At 49.1% G+C, this 19,747-nt stretch carries 3 protein-coding genes; all 3 read left to right on the top strand.

The features are described from left to right. The 3 genes from ACXHJ1_RS00915 to ACXHJ1_RS00905 are packed head-to-tail and all read left to right on the top strand — an operon-like array spanning window position 1 to window position 19,747. Window positions 1-7,134 (top strand): amino acid adenylation domain-containing protein, encoded by a 7,134-nt coding sequence (locus ACXHJ1_RS00915; RefSeq protein ID WP_457905418.1) that lies wholly within the window; start codon window positions 1-3, stop codon window positions 7,132-7,134. A 13-nt stretch (window positions 7,135-7,147) separates the two neighbouring features. Beyond that, on the top strand, window positions 7,148-8,395 hold the full coding sequence (gene fabD / locus ACXHJ1_RS00910; protein ID WP_017426440.1) for an ACP S-malonyltransferase: 1,248 nt from the start codon (window positions 7,148-7,150) through the stop codon (window positions 8,393-8,395). A 33-nt stretch (window positions 8,396-8,428) separates the two neighbouring features. Further along, on the top strand, window positions 8,429-19,747 hold the full coding sequence (locus ACXHJ1_RS00905) for an amino acid adenylation domain-containing protein (RefSeq protein WP_457905417.1): 11,319 nt from the start codon (window positions 8,429-8,431) through the stop codon (window positions 19,745-19,747).

The raw sequence follows: 19,747 nt of genomic DNA, 5'->3' as shown, positions 1-19,747 counted from the left end.
ATGGGAGAGAAGCAGACCTATGATCTGTCTCATGGGCAGAAGCGGTTCTGGGTTCAGTCCCAACTGGACGCTCAGAGCAGCGCCTTTAACCAATCGGTAGCCGTTCGGATCAGACAAGCCGTGAATACCGCGTATTTACAGCAGGCCCTCCATATCATCGTTGAAAGGCATTTTATCCTTCGTACAGTGATTACAGTGGTCGAGGGTGTGCCGAAGCAAGTGGTGCTGGAGCAAATGACCTTAAACGTGCCTGTCTCGGATGTGTCGGACAGAGGGGAAGAAACAGCGTGGGCAGAGGTGCAAAAAGAAATACAGACCATGATGGATCAGCCTTTTGATCTGGAGCAAAGCCCGTTATGGCGGGCACAGATCTATAAACTGGCGGAAGATGACTATATTTTTCATATTTGTATGCATCACATGATTGAAGACGGTTGGTCTATGGATCTGTTTTTCCAGGAACTATTCCATATTTATCAGGCGTTGGAGCAAGGAACAAGCCTCCGTTTGCCAGATTTGCCAATTCAGTATATTGATTATGCACACTGGCAAAATCAGCAGGTGCTTACCGGAAAATTAAACTCACAGGAGCAATACTGGAAATCCCGATTGAATGGCGAATTACCAAGTCTTCAATTACCACTGGATTTCCCGCGTCCAACCGTCCGGAATGCTCCGGCAGCAGTAGAAAAGGTCACTCTGGATACGGAATTATGCGCGGGCTTGGAGCAGTTGAATCGTAGGTACGGAACCACCATGTTTATGTCGATCGTGGCCAGTCTGAATGTGTTATTGGCTCGACTAACTCAGCAGGAGGACATTATTATCGGTACTCCTGTGGCGGGGCGGAATCAAAAGCAGGTGCGCAATCTGATCGGTTTTTTTGTAAACACGCTTGTGCTTCGGAATCGACTTTCACGTGACATTTCTTTTTCCCAATTGTTACAGCAAGTTAAAGATGAATGCGCAGGAGCATATGCCCATCAGGACTATCCTTTTGATCAGCTATTGCAGGTATTGAACCGTCCGCGTCGCTTGAATCGTGCTCCGCTGTTTGACGTTCTGATTAATTTTGCAGCTGGGTCTAAAAGTGAAGAGAACTTCGGGGGAATCCCGATGGAGCGAATCAAGCTAGGGAATGGTGCGGAAGCGAATGAATTTGACTGGACTGTGATTGTCGAGTCGGTGAACGACGAAATGGTCATCTCACTCAGCTATGGAACGGATCTATTTACACCTTCAACGATGCGCAGGATTGGAGCATACTTCCGTAATATTATTGCAGGTGCCATTCAGGAGCCGGAGCAGCCCGTTTGGAAAATGGACTATATCGGGGTAGAGGAACGGACCGAAATGAACCGCATTAATGATACGCAGAAGACATATCCGGCTGGAGTCACGATTACATCCTGTATCCAGGAGCAGGTTGCCCGTGCCCCTTATGCAGTTAGTGTCGTGGACGGTAGCAAAGCGGTGACCTATGAGGAAGTGCACCTTCGTTCCAACCAATTGGGCCAATTGTTTAGCCGTTATGGAGTTCGTCCCAACTCGCTGGTTGCCATAATGGGAGATCGGGATGTACCATTGCTCACCGCTATTTTGGGGATTATGAAGGCAGGCGGGGCCTATGTGCCCATTGATCCCGATTATCCGCAATCACGAATAGAGTATATGCTCAACGACAGCTCGTGCCGCGTGCTTGTTACGGATACACGCTATTTCGGGCGGATGTTAAACCATTTGCCTGCCAGCATTGAAACCGTCATTTGTCTGGATGAAACGGTATGGGGAGAATCGGAGTGGATCGTTAGGCTGCGTGAGGTGCGAGGACATGAAGCTTCATTTATTCCTGTTAAGGTGCAAGACATCCCCGTTCATGATCTAGGTTTGGGAAACATTCCAGGCGAGGATGATCTCGCTTATATCATGTACACATCCGGCTCGACGGGACAGCCCAAAGGGGTGATGATGACCCATAAGGCTGTGCTGAATACATTATTTTGGCTGCAGGATACCTTTGCGCTGGGTGCAGACGATGTCATTGCGCAGAAGACGTCTACCAGCTTCACAGACTCGGTGTGGGAATGGTTCTGGCCGCTGATGGTGGGAGCCAAATTAACCATTGTACCCACCGATATCGTCAAGGACCCTGCACAGCTATATCCATTTATGAAGCGGGAAAAGGTAACAGTCACTCAATTTGTTCCCGCGCTTATGAGTGTTTTCTTAAGTGCTGTACGCAGTGCGGGAGAAGCTCATCCATTGCCCAATTTAAAGTGGATTTTTAACGGGGGCGAAGCGCTTCCAGTGAACGTCGTGCAGGAATGGTATTCCCTTTTTCGTACAGCTAAAATCGCCAATCTGTACGGCATGACGGAATCGGCTATCTATGCGACCCAGCATATCATTCAGCGCAAGCCAGATGAAGGTACATTACGTATTCCGTTGGGATTTCCGATTACGAATACTCGTGTGTATGTGCTGGATCAGGACGGACAGCTTGCTGGGTACCATGTTCAGGGCGAGATTTGTATCGGCGGGACAGGACTCGCGAGCGGATATTGGGGCAAGCCGGATTTGACAGCCAGGGCTTTCACTACGCATCCGTTGACTGGAGAACGGCTCTATCGGACAGGAGACTTGGGCTGTCAGACGCCGGACGGACAATTCCAGTATTTTGGGCGTAAGGACGATCAGGTTCAGGTACGTGGGTTTCGCGTCGAAATGAAAGAGGTTGAGCAGGCGCTGGTCAGACTTCCATGTATTCGCGAGGCAGTGGTAATTGCACATATCGAGGAAACGGGATTAACCGGGTTGATCGGCTATTACACATTGCAGTCGCCCGAAATAACGGCAGAACAGGTGCGCGAATATCTAAAGGAACGGCTTCCGGACTATATGGTTCCCGGTCTGTTGGTCCCGCTCGAAGCTATGCCTTTGACCCCTCACGGTAAAATCGACCGTAAGCATATGCCAGAGCCTGAGGGAAGAAGTCTCGCAGGAACAGAATATGTACCCCCAAGGGACGATATGGAGCAAGAATTGTCCGCTATTTGGGGAGAAATTTTGGACATAGCACAAGTGGGTGTGCAGGACCCCTTTTTTGCATTGGGTGGACATTCGCTCAAGATGGCAAAAATGATTTACCGGATTCAGGAGCGCTTGCAAGTGAATGTGACGTTCAAAGAACTTTTTGACCATCAAACGATTCGTGAACTGGCAGATTTACTTCGTCAGAAGACCTCTGTTCATGCGGCTTCTATCGAACCGTTGCCTGATCAGGAATATTACCCCGTTTCTGCCGCTCAAAGACGATTATATGTACTGCATCAGCTGGAAGGAGAAAGCTTGAGTAATCACGTGTTCACTGCCTGGCAATTGGAGGGAGTGATCCAGCGAGAGCAGCTTGAGCGTATTTTTCATACATTATTACTCCGCCATGAGGTGTTTCGGACGGGGTTTACCTTGCTGGAGGGTGAGGTAGTACAACGGATTCACACAGACGTGGCTTGGAAAATGGAATATACCGAAGGGGCGGCGGCTGATATGCCGCGAATTCAGCAATCGTTTTTACGTCCGTTTGATTTGCAACAGCCCCCGCTTTTACGAGTAATGCTCGTTCGACTAGCGGGGCAGAGCCACGTGCTGCTGCTGGATGTACATCATATTATTTTTGATGGTATATCTGCGACAGTGCTTATTGATGAGTTTATCTCCCTAATGGAAGGAAGCCATCTGGAGATACCGCGCATTCAGTATAAAGATTTTACTGCATGGCAGCATACACAGCTCAGCGGGGAACATCTGAAAGAACAGGAAGCATACTGGGTGGGATTGTTCGATGAGCAGCACACTGGACAGGAAGTCCCACTTCTGAATCTGCCAGGAGATTATCCAAGACCAAGGCAACGGAGCTTTGCCGGAGGCTCGTTGGAATTTAGCCTTCCTTCAGCAAGTGCAACAAGCTTGCGAGAGCTGGCCATGGAGAGTGGCGCCACGTTATTTATGGTTTTGCTTGCAGCATACAATGTATTTTTGTCCCGCTACAGTGGACAGGAGGACATCGTGGTGGGTACGCCAGTAGCCGGGAGATCACATGTCCAGCTGGAACGGATGCTCGGTATGTTTGTGAATACACTTGCGTTACGAAATGCTCCCGTACAGGAAAAGACCTTCCGGCAGTTTTTGAACGAGGTTAAAGACAATGCATTGAACGCGTTTGAACATCAGGACTACCCCTTTGATATGCTTGTCAATCGCTTGCATCTTCAGCGGGATTTAAGCCGAAATCCGCTGTTTGACACCATGTTTCGGCTGCAAAACTTTATGGATGTCAGCAGGGAGGTACCAGGGCTACAAGTAAAGCCTTATCCGCTGGAAAGCTCTTTTGCTTCATTTGACTTGATGCTGACCGTTGTGGAGCCGATCGCCCAGAACGAAGGCAATGATGGACAGGCTGGTCTGCATTGTACCTTTGAATACAGCTCGGAACTGTTCAGCGAGCAGACTGTTCGCCAGATGGCGCAGCATTTCATTGAATTGGCGGCTCAACTGGCTTCACAGCCAGACCGTCCTCTATATGCTGCCAGCCTGCTGACTTCTGCGGAGCAATCGCATATTCTTGTCGCTCGCAATGCGACTGAGTTTGCGCTTCCGGCTGACAAGCTGATGCATCATCTGTTTGAAGAGCAGGCTGCACGGATACCGGATGCCATAGCGGTAGAATGTGGGGACCGCCGTATAACCTATGGTGAGCTCGATATGCTGTCCAATCAGATGGCGAGAACCTTGCGTAGCAAAGGAGCGGGCGTGAATACGGTGGTTGCCTTGCTGCTAGAACGATCAGTAGATTTGCTGATAGGGATGCTCGGGATCTTAAAGGCAGGAGCCGCCTATTTGCCGATCGACCCCGATTATCCTGCGGCCCGCATTGCCTACATGCTGGAAGAGAGCGGAGCGAAATGGCTTATAAGTCGGGACACGTTACTGAAAGGACTTGATTTTAGAGGCGAAGTCATTTCATTGAATGATGAGAATATATATCGACAGGATGGAAAAAGGCTGGAGATTACACAACCGGGGCCCAATGACTTGGCGTATATGATTTTCACCTCAGGCTCGACTGGAAACCCGAAAGGCGTGATGATCCGTCAGGAAGCTGTCGTTAACTTGATCTATGGGATTACCGAGCGTATTCCGTTTGCTGAAGGGCAGACCTTCTTTTCGGTAACGACAGCCGCGTTTGATATTTTTGTATTGGAAACGTTGCTGCCTTTGGCAAAAGGGCTAAGGGTAGTGTTATCTACAGCAGAAGAGCAGGCTAATGCTGAACTGCTCCTGGAAGCTATTCGCCGAACAGGTCCGCATTTGCTGCAAATGACGCCTTCGCGGCTCCAGCTTTTGCTTATGCACCCGGCAGCCCAAGAGGGTCTGCACACATTGCAGATCATGATGGTGGGAGGCGAGGCTTTACCACAGTCGCTGCTACGTCAGACACAGGATATGACGACTGCACGCATATTTAACATGTACGGCCCAACTGAAACTACAGTCTGGTCAACTGTGCAGGAGCTTACCCAGCAGGAGCGAGTGACCGTGGGTACGCCGATAACGAACACACAAGTATATATCCTGGATGGTCAGCTTCAGCCTGTACCTGATCTTGTAGCGGGTGATCTTTGGATTGGGGGCAAAGGGCTGTCAGCCGGTTATGACAAGCGCCCTGAACTGACAGCGGAGAAGTTCAAAGCTAATCCGTTCCGATTCGGTGAGCGAATGTTTAAGACTGGAGATCTGGCGCGGTGGCTGCACCATGGCGAGCTTGAAGTATTGGGCCGCATGGATGACCAGGTCAAAGTCCGTGGTTACCGGGTAGAGCTAGGGGAAATTGAACAAGCGCTGCTGGCTCATCCCAGCATTCGGGAAGCTATAGTCATTCAGGACAAATCGGATGAACAGGGGAGCAGTCCTCTTAGTGCCTATTGGATAGGTGAACAGACTTTATCGGTGAGTGAGCTGCGTAATCATTTGCTTGCCCGACTGCCGGAATATATGATTCCGTCGCATTTTATTATGTTGTCGGAGATGCCTTTAACGCCGAATGGAAAAATAAACCGTCGAATGCTGCCTAAGCCGGATCATAACCGCCCTCTTCTCGAAGTGGAATATGCGTCACCTGCTACAGAGGTGGAATTGCAGGTCAGCCGGATTTGGGAAGAAGTATTGCACAGAAGCGAACTTGGCATCCACGATAATTTCTTTGAGCTGGGGGGCAATTCGGTTTTGCTCATTCAAATGAATGTTCGTCTCCAGCAAATCTATCCAGGGAAAATCAATGTGGCGGACTGCTTCGCCTATCCGACGATTGCGAGACTTTCCGATTTTCTGGAACAACAGCAAAAAGAACAAGTATGGACAGATGCAGAACAAGAACGCTATGAGCGTCAGGAGCGCTACTGGCGTCGTTATTTGGTCGAACCGTTACCTTCTATTCTGTGGAATGAAGCGATGCGAGCAGATGGAGGAGCAGATGGTCAGGCTACGTTCACTTTTACCTTACCTGCTGACCTGCTGAGCGTGTTACAGAAAGCCGCTTGGCGTCAGGATTTTGCCCTATCAGACTTGCTACTGGCCGTTTATACGTATGTATTGTCACAAATGACAGGCCAGTCTGAGCTTATAGTGCTTATCGGGGAAGGACACCCATATCCCAATAAAAAACCATCAATGCAACGTGAACCTTCTGTTTACACGGCTGTACAGCCTACCGGGGAGAGCTTGTATCCACTGCGTGTACGATTGATGGAAAATGATGATTTTAGCGTCCTGTGCAAAGAGGTTGCGAGTCATCGCCAAAAAGCGAAAGAGACAGACCTTTACCCGATCCCCGTCATGTTGCCGAATGGGGCAGGAAACGCCGATCCATCTGCTTTTCATCCTTGTGTGTTTTTGAATCACACGCCATCGGGACATGAAGTGACCCGACAATTGGACTGGGTGATTTATATGGATGTGCGTGCAGAGCAGGTACGGTTCCTGTGCGAATATCAAGCTGGAAAACTAAACAAGACTTGGGCGGAACAATTGATGAAGGCCTATGTCCACGTCCTGCACAAGATTGCTGACCTACTATAAGGAGGATGGAACGATGAAAAAATTAGGTTTTTTATTCCCGGGACAAGGCTCCCAATATGTAGGCATGGGTCAAAGCTTATACGATGAATATTCAGTAGCGAGAGAGACCTTTGAAGAGGCCGAAGAAGCACTGGGGTTTGATCTGAAGTCCCTATGTTTCACAGGTTCCATGGATGAGTTGACTCAGACCGCTAATGCGCAGCCCGCCATTTTGACCGTGAGCATTGCTGCTTATCGTGTACTGATGCAGGAATTGAAGCTTGCGCCATCCCTGGTAGCGGGTCACAGTCTGGGAGAATTTTCGGCATTGGTGAGTACAGGGGCGCTTGCTTTTTCGGATGCGGTGAAAATAGTACGTCAGCGAGGTATTCTGATGCAGGAAGCCGTCGCTCCCGGTGCAGGAGCGATGCTGGCGGTAGTCGGGAGTCATGAGCGTGAGGTGGAGGAGGTGTGCCAACAAGCCTCTTCAGGTGGTGTGTCGGTCGGCATTGCAAATTATAATTCCTCCGAGCAGCTTGTTATTTCGGGCCATACTCCGGCGCTGGAAAAGGCCGAAGAGGAATTAAACCGAAGAGGAATCAAAACGATTCGTCTCAAGGTGGGCTTTCCGTTCCATACGAATTTAATGCGGAGCGCTGCGGGCAAGTTTCGGGATGAGCTGGAGAGATATGATTATGGCCGTTTTCAATGGCCTGTGCTCTCTAATGTTACAGCGACACCCTATACGGATCGTCGTTATATCATATCTAACCTAACGTCGCAGATGGCCCAGCCTGTGCAATGGTATAAAAGCGTTCAATACATGTTGAATCAGGGCGTGAATCATTTTATAGAAATCGGTCCCAAAACTGTGCTGAGAAATTTAATGACAGGTATCACTTCCACAGCTCAATCCTTTGCCTTTGAGCATCCCTCCGGTCTGGAGTTGCTAAGGAATGCTGATATGGAGTACAAGCCGGATGGGTTGGGGCTTGTGACCTCCTGCATTGCGATTGCTGTTTCAACCCAAAATCGGAACTGGAACAATGATGAATATGAGCAGGGTGTAGTTGTTCCATATAAAGAATTGCAAAACATGCGCGAACAATTGATCGCGACCGGGACCGAGCCGACGATTGAACAAATGCAGCAAGCTCTGGACAAGCTAAAGTCCATTTTTGAAACTAAATTAACGCCTGCGGAACAACGGGCTGAGCGGTTTGAGCAAATTTTCAGCAATACGCATACACGCGAATTATTTCCCGCGTTTCAGGTCAGCTAATTGCAGCGAACATGAGGAACGGAAGGGGGTACGATGATGACCAAAACAGGATTCAATCTGGCGGCTCTTCAATTTAGTGAACAAGATTTTCTGGATGCAGGTCCGATCGCGGTCAATGAGCTGCGAGATTCGGATATTGCAGTCATCGGAATGAGCTGCAAAATTGCCGAAAGTGAAAATGTAGCTCAGTTTTGGGAGCTTCTACGGGCGGGGCAGGACGCTATACGTCCTTTTCCTGCCAGTCGCAAAAAGGAGCTGGAGAGTCTCTTCCAAGTCGGACTGTTGAATGAACAAACGGCACTAAATGAAGGTGGGTTTTTGGATGAGATCGACAAGTTTGATTATCCCTTTTTTCAACTTTCTCCAGCAGAAGCACGGTTAATGGACCCGAACCAGCGGTTATTTTTGGAGTCTGCTTGGACTGCGATCGAAGATGCGGGATACGGGGGCAACAAGCTCTCTGGTAGCCGGACGGGAGTCTATGTGGGCTACAGTAGTGATTTTGGCGAGGAGTACAAGCGTTTTGTAGCAGAAATGGCGCCTTCCTTAGCTTCCTCAGCGATTCCAGGCAATATCCATTCTATGATTGCCAGTCGAATCGCCTATCTATTGGACTTAAAAGGACCCAGTCTGTTGGTGGATACAGCGTGTTCTTCTTCTCTGGTAGCTATTCACCTAGCCTGTCGGGATTTGCGGCACGGGGATTGCGATACGGCGATTGCTGGGGGAGTAAAAGTTACACTCGTGCCCGTAAAAGAGGGGAAGGGCGGGGGGCTGGGGGTAGGCTCCTCGGATGACCGGACGAGAACATTCGATAGCATTTCGGATGGCACAGGCGGGGGAGAAGGTGTAGCTGCTGTTCTGCTCAAGCCCTTGAAGCGGGCCATTCAGGATCACGATCATATTTATGCTGTCATTAAAGGAAGTGCTGTGAACAATGACGGGACTTCCGCCGGGATTACGGCGCCCAATTCGCTGGCCGGAGAGGATGTCATTGTACGGGCCTGGAAGGATGCTGGGATTGACCCGGATACCATTACATATATCGAAGCTCACGGGACAGGCACCAAGCTGGGTGATCCAGTAGAGATTGATGGTATACGGAGAGCCTTTCGACAGTATACCGACCGGAAGCAATTTTGTGCCATAGGCTCAGTCAAAACTAATGTGGGTCACTTGGATAACAGTGCGGGAATCACGGGCTTTTTGAAAGCAGTACTTGCTTTGAAGCATACAGAAATCCCGGCGAGCCTGCACTTCACTTGCCCGAACCCGAACATCAACTTTATTGATTCACCTGTATATGTGAACGATAATCTGCAACCTTGGCCTAAGGAGAATTTTCCGCGACGCTGCGGAGTAAGCTCCTTCGGTCTAAGCGGTACGAACTGCCATGTCGTTCTGGAGGAAGCCCCGGCTTGGGCTGACATGCAGGACGGTGGTCAGTTGGGACAGGGAACCGCAGAGACGATTCAGCTTTTTACGTTGTCCGCCAAAAATGAAACCGTGCTTGCAGCCTATGTGAAGCAATATCAGAAATATGTCACAGAACCCCAAGCCTATCCGTTACGCGATCTTTGTTACACCGCCAATACGGGACGGGGGCACCATAGCTATCGTTTGGCGATTTTGTGCCAAGACTGGGCTGATCTGGGGGCAAAACTGGATCAGATTCAGACCTCTGCCTTCGGCTTCAGCGGACAAGCACAACAAGGAGAGCTTATACCGGGCGTATATTTTGGGCGTCATAAGGTGGTATCTGCCCAAAAGGAAAAAGAAGCGGGTGAGCTTACGCTAGAGGAAGCCAGAAATCTGACAGCTTCAGCCCAAGAGAAACTGACCCAGTCCCCAATCGAATTTTACACCCTGAATTCTCTGTGCCGTATGTATGTTGAGGGGGCAGATGTGGAATGGGAGAGGTTATATGAAGGCAAAGCTTGCCACAGACGCAGCATTCCCACCTATCCTTTTGAACCTAAGCGATGCTGGGTGGAAGTAGAGGAAAAAGCTATAGCCTCGCAAGCTTCCCAAGTTCGTAAATTCACAGAGTTGGAAAAAATGCACCCGCTTTTGGATCGTTGTTTGGCAGAAACCGAGGGACAGGATATTTATCTGACACGCTTCTCTGTGGGGAGTCATTGGGTACTAAGCGAGCACAAGATAATGGAAAGCTGTATTGTACCGGGAACCACTTATCTGGAAATGGTTAGATCAGGGCTGGAAAAATACAAGCGTCCAGGCAAGGTGCTGGAACTGTATGACGTTCAGTTTATTTCTCCGCTCATTTTGGAAGTAGAGGAAGAAAGAGAAGTACACACCATTTTGCAGCAGGAAGGTGAGACGTTTTCGTTTAAGGTGATAAGCCGAACGGGACTCTCAACTCAGCCGTGGGAACAGAATTGGGTAAGACATGCACAGGGGCGGGCGATGTTTGTACAGGCTAGCCACCCTGTTATGAATCTGGACGATATTCGGACTGAATGTAACGACCAGGAAGTAGTAGTGGGCGAAAATCACGCTGAAGCAGCCGCTGCCTTTTCATTCGGACCGCGATGGGAGACATTGCGTACGATTGCAATTGGAACAGACCAAGTGCTGGCTAGACTGGAGCTGCCCGCAGCCTATCATATGGACTTGAGACAATACGTGCTCCATCCGGCTTTGTTGGATGTGGCAGTCGGGGTAGCAAGCCAGAGCTTGGGAAATGGTCTGTTCTTGCCATTTTCATATCAAAAGCTGCGTATTTACGACTCACTCCCACAGCATTTTTACAGCTATCTGCGTAAAAAAAGCAAGGTTAGAGAAAGTGGAGAAATTTTAACGGTAGATGTGCTCATTCTGGATGCTGAAGGTCAGGTACTGGTGGAAATTGAAGACTATGCTGTCAAACGAGTGCACGAGGCGGATTTCAAACGAAATCGGTACACAGAACATCATAAATATCATCAGCTTGTATGGAAAAAGAAAGAAGAAGCACACGCCAGGCAAGAAGCAGATACAGTAACCCGGACCACAAATGATTCGGTATTCCCCACGCCGCTGGAAACGATTTTATTATTCACAGATAACCGTTCAATCGGTGTAACGCTGCGTGGACAGTTGGCCCAAGAAGGGTATGATGTGGTCGAAGTAAAGCGGGGAGCCAGCTTTGCTAAACTGTCAGACCATGCTTACTTTTCTAATGGTACCGAGGAAGATCATATACACCTGTTGACAGAGGTGCGATGCCGGAACGCTAAGAAACTGATATATCTCTGGAGCGGGCAGTCTATGGTTCAGCTATTTCATCTGGCCAAGGCAATCACACAGACCAAGCCTGCTGTTCAGGAACTGACAGTGATCGCTGAGCAGGCTTATCAAGTGAACGGATTGGAAAATGAATTAAAGCCGGAACATGCGGGCTTGTTTGGACTGGCCCGGGTCATCGGTCAGGAATATCCCGATTTGACTTGCCGTTGTCTTGATATAGATACGAACACCCGGATTTCCGACATCACTCACTCCTTATGGCACGGAAATGATGATACATTTCTGACCGCTTGGCGTAACGGAGAACGTTATGTAGAGCAAATTGAGCCCGTGGATTTGATGGAAAGTAAGGCTGACCCGATTACGATCAGACCACAGGGAGTCTATGTTATTACTGGTGGTACTGGCGGGCTGGGGTTGGCAGTCGGCCAATGGCTTGCTACGAAAGGGAAGGTCACGCTGGGATTACTGGGTCGCACACCATTGCCACCCAAAGAGCAATGGGAAACCATTGCATACGCAGATTCGAACATCAGTCCAAGCTTTAGACAGAGTTCAAAGCTGAATATGGATACAAGAATGCTGAATACGATTACCGCCTTGCTGGAATTGGAGCGGCAGGGAGCTCAGGTAGAATATTATGCTGTCGATGTAGCTGACGAGGCGGCTATGAAGCAAGCCATGAATGAATTTCGCCACAAGTATGGGGCTATTCACGGCATCATCCATGCTGCGGGTGTGGCAGGAGACGGTTATATGGCGCTCAAGAGTCAGGACCGCTTCAACGAGGTATTGGCTCCCAAGATAACAGGCACACATGTGCTTGACCGAATTACAGCTTCGGATACACTGGACTTTTTTATTCTTTTTTCATCCGTCACTTCGCTGACGGGTGGACCAGGACAAAGCGACTATACGGCGGCCAATGCTTATCTGGATGCCTTTGCCGAGTGGCGGAATCAATCCGGCCATCGCACACTTTCCATCAACTGGGCTCCTTGGCAGGAAACCGGGATGGCTTTTGAGCACAAGGTTGATTTCCAGGAGAGCTTATTCCATGCTCTGTCCACACAAGAAGGACTGGCCGCTCTTGAACAATTATTGCTTCATCCCGTTTCGCGTGTCATTGTGGGTGGCTTGCACTATGCTCAGGTGGCCGCGCTCGATTCTACTGCCATTCCTTTCGGCTTATCTCATGAAATGCGCGCTATTTTGGAACGTCATCGTCGGCTTCTACATAATCATGTGGTCATGTCATCCGATGCTGTGCGTCGTCCTGTACAGCTTCATGGTCGAGGGACAGGAGAATACAGCTCATCGGAAAAGGTGATCGCGAGCATATGGGCGGATGTGCTGGGGCTTGATGAGCTGAACATCTATGACAGCTTTTATGAGCTGGGAGGAGACTCCCTGATTGCCAGTAAAATGGTGGGACAGATGAATCAGAGCTTGTCTACAAAAGTGGATATCAGCGATATTTTCAATTATATGACGGTCCACGAATTAGCCCTGTATACGGATGGAGAAGCGAAGCAGCCCCTTCTGGCAGAAACGGAGCTGCCTTCACCCCGATCAGCCGGCTCAAATCTGATTATTCGTCCGCCGCAACAACGCGAGGTGTATCCTGCTTCATCGACACAGCGTCGATTTTATATGATGCGTCAGATGGCAGGGCACAGTACTTTGAACAACCTATGCAGTGCGATGACCATCACGGGTGATCTGGATCATCATCGGTTGGAGGAAGCCATATATGCGGTGATTCGGCGTCACAGTTCTCTGCGCACCGCTTATGAACTGCGGGATAACGAACTGGTACAGATCGTGTATCCAGAGGTAGATTTTTCGCTGGAATATAGTGAAGGGGATGGGCGCGAGTTGGAGGCGTATGTGGACGAATTTATCCGTCCCTTTGATCTGAAATGCGCGCCGCTTTTAAAGGCAAAGCTGGTCCAGCTGGAGGAGAGTGTTCACCTCTTTCTGTGTGATGTTGACCATATTGCAGCCGATGGAGCCTCAATTGGTATTTTATTAAGTGAAATGATACAGGGCTATTCGGGATATGATCTATCGCAATTGCCTATGCAATATACCGATTTTATACTTTGGCAAAATCAGCGTCTGGACAGTGCCGAGATGAAAAAGCAGGAGGAATACTGGCTGGACGTATTTAAGGGAACGCTGCCTGTACTTGATTTGCCTACAGATGAGCCGCGGGCCGCGCAAATGAGCAATGCCGGGGATGTTTATACATTTGAGCTAAGCGAGGAACTAACAGCTTTGGCAAAAGAAACAGCGGTACAGCACGTGGTTACGCTTTTTATGCTTCTGTACGCTGTTTATAGTACATTATTGGCAAAATATGCGAATCAGGAAGATATCATCATTGGCACGCCAAGCGCAGGCCGTCAATCCGAAGAGACTCAGCACATGATTGGGCTGTTCATCAATACACTGGCCCTGCGGACTGTACCATCCGAAGATAAGCCGTTCTCGACCTATTTGCAGGAGGTTAAGAAACACGCGCTTGAAGCATATAAGCATGAGGATTATCCCTTTGAAATGCTGCTGAATCAGCTTGACGTGCCGCGAGACCGGAGCCGAAATCCGCTATTTGATGTTCAGTTTATTTCCCAGAACTTTAAGGGGGAACCGATGAGCATCGACGGGCTTTGCTTTACTCCGTTGGAAGCTAAAATGGAGGCTGTACAAGTTGATCTAACGGTCATATGGCTTGAAAATGAAGGCAGGCTGCGTTTTCACTTTGAATATGCGACCCAATTGTTCAAGGAAGAGACCATACGTCGACTTGCCACTTATTACGAAAATCTTTTACAAGAAGTCGTTGCGGATGCTACACGCCCGATTGGCCTCATTTCCATGAATCATGCGGAAGAAAAGCAGCGATCCCTGTACGAGTGGAATCAAACCCAGGTGGATTATCCGCAGGAAAAGCTGGTTCACCAGTGGTTTGAAGAACAGGCTGAACAGCACCCTGATCGGATTGCTGCCGTTTATGGGCAGCATTCACTGACATACAGACAATTGAATACTAGAGCGAATCAGCTAGCGCGGCACTTGCTTGCCTATCAGTTGGCACCAGACCAAGCTGTTGGTATTTTGGTCCCCCGTTCGCTGGATATGCTGACCAGCATGCTTGCTGTACTTAAAGCAGGAGCAGCCTATGTCCCTATGGACCCGGAACATCCGACGGAGCGGGTGGCCTACATGATGGAGGACAGTGGCGCAACTGTGCTCCTAACTTCTGTGGAAAGTGTCAGCATAACCTCACTTCGTTTTACAGGGGCTGTCGTTGATGTAAGTGATCCGGCCTTGTACAGCGGAGATGCGGATAATATAGCTTTGGCGGGCAAGGAGCTTCTGGCCTCTCACCATCTGGCGTATATTTTGTACACGTCGGGATCATCCGGTAAGCCCAAAGGTGTGATGGTAGAGCACAGAAATGTAACGAATTATATCACGGCTTTTCAGCATGAGTTCCACTTAACGGCTGAAGACGTGGTGCTCCAGCAGGCAGCCATTACCTTTGATGCATCCGTGGAGGAAATATACCCTACATTGGCAGCAGGGGGAACGCTGGCTATGGTTTCACGGGATGAACTGAAGGACATCCAATTGCTCAATCAATTCATTCGCCAGCAGCAAGTGACCGTGGTCAGTGCCTCGCCATTTATTTTGAATGAGCTGAATCAACTGCCTCCTTTCCCGCATATTCGCATTTATATTAGCGGTGGGGATGTGCTGAAAAGTGAATATGTTACCCGCTTGCTGCGCTCCGCAAAGGTCTACAATACGTACGGACCGACAGAAGCGACCGTCTGTGCGACCTATTATCGTGTGCCGGATACTCCAGATGTTCATCCGCTGCCTATCGGACGACCTGTTGCCAATGCTGCGGTATACATCATGAATCGCAATAGTACGGATGTTATGCCTATCGGGGTACCCGGTGAAATCTGTATCTCAGGCCGGGGGGTTACACGCGGCTACATGAACCGCCCCGAACTGACGGAGCAGCAGTTTGTAGCAAACCCATGGATACCAGGCGAGCGGATGTACAAAACGGGTGATCTGGGCAGATACCTCGAAGATGGGCAAATTCAATTTTTAGGAAGAAAAGATCAGCAGGTTAAAGTGCGGGGCTACCGTATCGAACCGGGCGAGATTGAAAAATCGTTGCTCCAGCACCCGCATATACAGGATGGGGTTGTGCTGGTGCAGGAAGTTCTACCAGGTATGCAAGAGCTATGCGCCTACATCGTGACGGATCAGGAGTTATCGGTGGCAGAACTGAAGACCCATCTGTCGGCAACCTTGCCTGATTATATGATTCCGTCTTACTTTGTTCGAGTCGATGCAATCCCGTTAACACATCATGGAAAAATCGATCGTCATGCTTTACCGCAGGTAAATGAAAGCATCAAGGTCGGCACGACCTATGTACAGCCAGCTACACCTCTGGAAGAGCGCCTGGTTGAGCTTTGGTCGGAAATCCTGCACCGGGAGCAGATTGGTACACAGGATGATTTTTTCCTGCTGGGTGGACAATCCTTGCTGGCAACCAAGCTGGTCTATCTTATTAATCAAGCATGGAATGTAAATCTGTCGCTGCGTGATTTCTTCCGGGCAGGTACGGTTCAAGGATTAGCGAAATGGATAGAAGAAATTCAATCAGGCCGTGAACATGGAGTATTAGTGGAACAAGACGGATTAATTAAGCCCTTTGATCTCCGGCAAAAGCCGTTGTTCCGCATTCAGGTTATTCATCAGCCCGCAAACCGTCATTTGCTGTTCATTGATATGCATCATATTATTACGGACGGTCTTTCTCAGGAGATTATCGTCGAGGAATTCGCCCGTTTATACGGTGGCATGAACTTGCCGGAATTGATGATCCAGTATAAAGACTACGCTGTGTGGCAACGTGAGTTTATGAACAGTACCGAATTCCGGCAGCAGGAGCAGTTTTGGCTAGAGCTTTTTCAAGGGGAAATTACAGAACTGCAATTGCCTACGGATTATTCACGCCCCGATGTGAGAAGAGGTGAAGGACGAGCCGTTCATTTTGAGCTGGATCAGGAATGGACGTGGAGATTAAAACGCTTTGCCCTGCAACAAAATGCCACAGTATTTATGGTTTTATTGGCGGTCTACAACCTATTGCTGGCCAAAGCCAGCGGGCAGGAAGATATTATCGTCGGTATTCCGGTATCCGGCAGAACCCATGCGAGTCTGAGTCCCCTGGTGGGTATGTTCGTCAATACGTTAGCCCTTCGCAACACGCCGAAGAAGGACATGACGGTGCAGGAATTTTTAATACAGGTCAAGGAACATTCTCTTCAGGCTTTTGAGCATCAGGACTATCCATTTGAGCAACTGGTTGAGAAGCTGAATTTGGCTGGCCGAACAAGCCGTAATCCGCTGTTCGATACCATGTTTGCAATATTGAACGAGTCTTCCCGTACCATCGTGGAATTACCTGGCCTGAAATTGACCCCATGTGATGAGGTGGAATATACAGGAGCACAATTTGATTTAACATTTACCGCAGCCATGACCGACCAGCATATCGAATGTATCCTTCAATACGATGTAGATCTCTTTACTGAGGAGACGGTTGAACGCTTGAGCCGGGAATATCTTCAAATTTTACGTTCGATCCTTATCAATCCACAGCAAAAGATTGGAGAGCTTCGAATAGAAGAGGTGGCTGTTAACCCGAATGAGCATTACCAAGAGAAAGAGCTTGAGCCCGCAGGTATCCATAAGGAAGAGGGCTGGACGAATGAGCTTGCGGTTGCACTTTCGGATTCGGTGAGTGAGGCAGAATGGAAGACGCTCGTCCACGATTTCAACCAGACAGAGATGGATATGGGATCTATAAAGCTATTGCATCAATACTTTGAGGATCAAGCAAGTCGTAACCCTGAACAGATCGCTCTTATTTCCGGTCAACAGCAGCAGATCAGCTACCAGGAAATGAATCGGCGGGCGAATCTGGTCGCACATACTTTACTAGACTCCGGCACCCAGCCAGAGCAAGTAGTAGCTATAGTTATGGAGCGCTCACCGGAAATGATTGTTGCTTTGTTAGGCGTGTTAAAAGCAGGGGCGGCATATCTTCCCATCCATCCAGCCGATCCGAAGGAACGGATTCGCTATATCCTGGCAGACGCTGGTGCCGAGTGGATTCTGACCCATCAGCGCTGCCATGACAACTGGATGGATGAAGAAATTCAGCGGGTCATCGACGTTGATTTATTGTGTCAGGATCAGCAAGAACGCGATAATCCAGAGCTTGCCATTCAGCCTGATCATCTGGCCTATGTCATCTTTACCTCCGGCTCAACCGGGCAGCCCAAGGGGGTAATGGTGGAACACCACGCCTTTAGTTCACGAGTGGTATGGCTAGCACAACAGCTTGAATTAAGTGAGCAGGACACAGTGCTGCAAAAAGCATCCTATACCTTTGATGGTTCCATCGTCGAACTGTTCAGCTGGTTTATGGGCGGAGGACGATTGGTATTACTGGAGGCTGGTGCAGAAACGGATACCCGTCAAATGCTGGATACCATTTACCTGCATCAGGTTACGGTGGCTTTCTTCATTCCTACTGTGCTGCAGATGTTTTTGTCAGAGCTTTCAGTCGAGGATACGCTTCAGGCAGCCACTTTGCGTTGGGTCATGTCAGGGGGCGAACCGTTAGGCCAGGAGCAAGTGCGAAACTTTAATCTAAAGTTCCCGGAGGCAAAATTACTAAATCTGTATGGACCTACGGAAGCCAGTGTGTTTGCAACAGCCTATACGTGTACATCTGTATCCCCGGAAGATCCGATTTCCATCGGACGACCCGTGGGCAATACTCGGGCCTATATCCTAAACCAGGAACTGGCATTGGTAGGTTTGGGACAGGTAGGAGAGCTTTGTCTGGGAGGGCGCCATCTGGCACGCGGGTATGTACATCTGGATGAACTTACGGCAGAGCGTTTTATTCCCAATCCTTTTGTACCGGGTGAGCGAATCTATCGTACAGGCGATCTTGCCCGTATGCTGCCTAGCGGCGAGATTGTTTACTTGGGACGGTCGGATCAAATGGTGAAAATCGGGGGCTACCGAATTGAGACGGGCGAGATTGAAACAGCTCTTTTGCAAAATCCGGCGATTCAACAGGCAGCTGTGCTGGATTGGATAGATGAGCAGGGCAACAAGTATTTGTGCGCTTATCTGGTTGTGCAAACCGACTGTACCGTTCGAGATTTAAGGGCATTTTTGCTGGAACGATTGCCGGAATATATGATCCCTTTACGTTTTATGAGGGTCGAGAACATGCCCCTTGGTTCAAGCGGAAAGCTGGACCGTAAGGCGTTAGATGCCTTGGGGATAGAGCTGCCTTCCGGCAAAGAGCTTACACCGCCACGTAACGAAATGGAACGGAGACTGGTCCTGTTGTGGGCGGACATTTTCAAAACAGGTGCAGTAGGTATAGATGATCATTTCTTTGAGTTCGGTGGAGACTCGTTGCTGGCTCACCAGTTTATTTTGCGTGTGCGTCAAACGTTGGCCATTGAGATGACTTTAAAAGATCTTTTTGCAGCTCCGACCATTCGACAACTTTCGGATCTCATAAGCTCCAGAAGAATTGAATACCATCACGAGGTTGAAGAGACGGTCTGTTCCTTGATTCCTGCCGCCGCTCCGAGTGCCTATTATCCAGCCTCATCTGCTCAAATGCGTCTTTTTATGATGCACGAGCTGAATCCAGAGGATCTGAGTTACAACCTACCAGGCGCTATTATGCTGGAAGGAGAGCTGGACATCGCCAAACTTCAAGAAGCCTTCCAAGCGCTTATTCAGCGTCATGAAGCTTTTAGGACAACATTTGATGTGATCAACGGTGAAATTATCCAGCAGATTCATGAATCTGTTCCATTAAATATTGAGTTTTTTAAAACAGAGGAAACGGAGATTAGCAACATACTACGGGGCGCTGGAAAGCTAATAAAGGAAGTCGTCCCTGTTCAGCAGCATGCACTGTCATCGGTAAAAGTAGAGAAAAAAGAACGCCGACGGAGGGAGATTTAG

It is taken from the genome of Paenibacillus sp. ALE2 (assembly GCF_054113385.1).
This window is presented reverse-complemented; position numbering and strand designations above follow the sequence as displayed.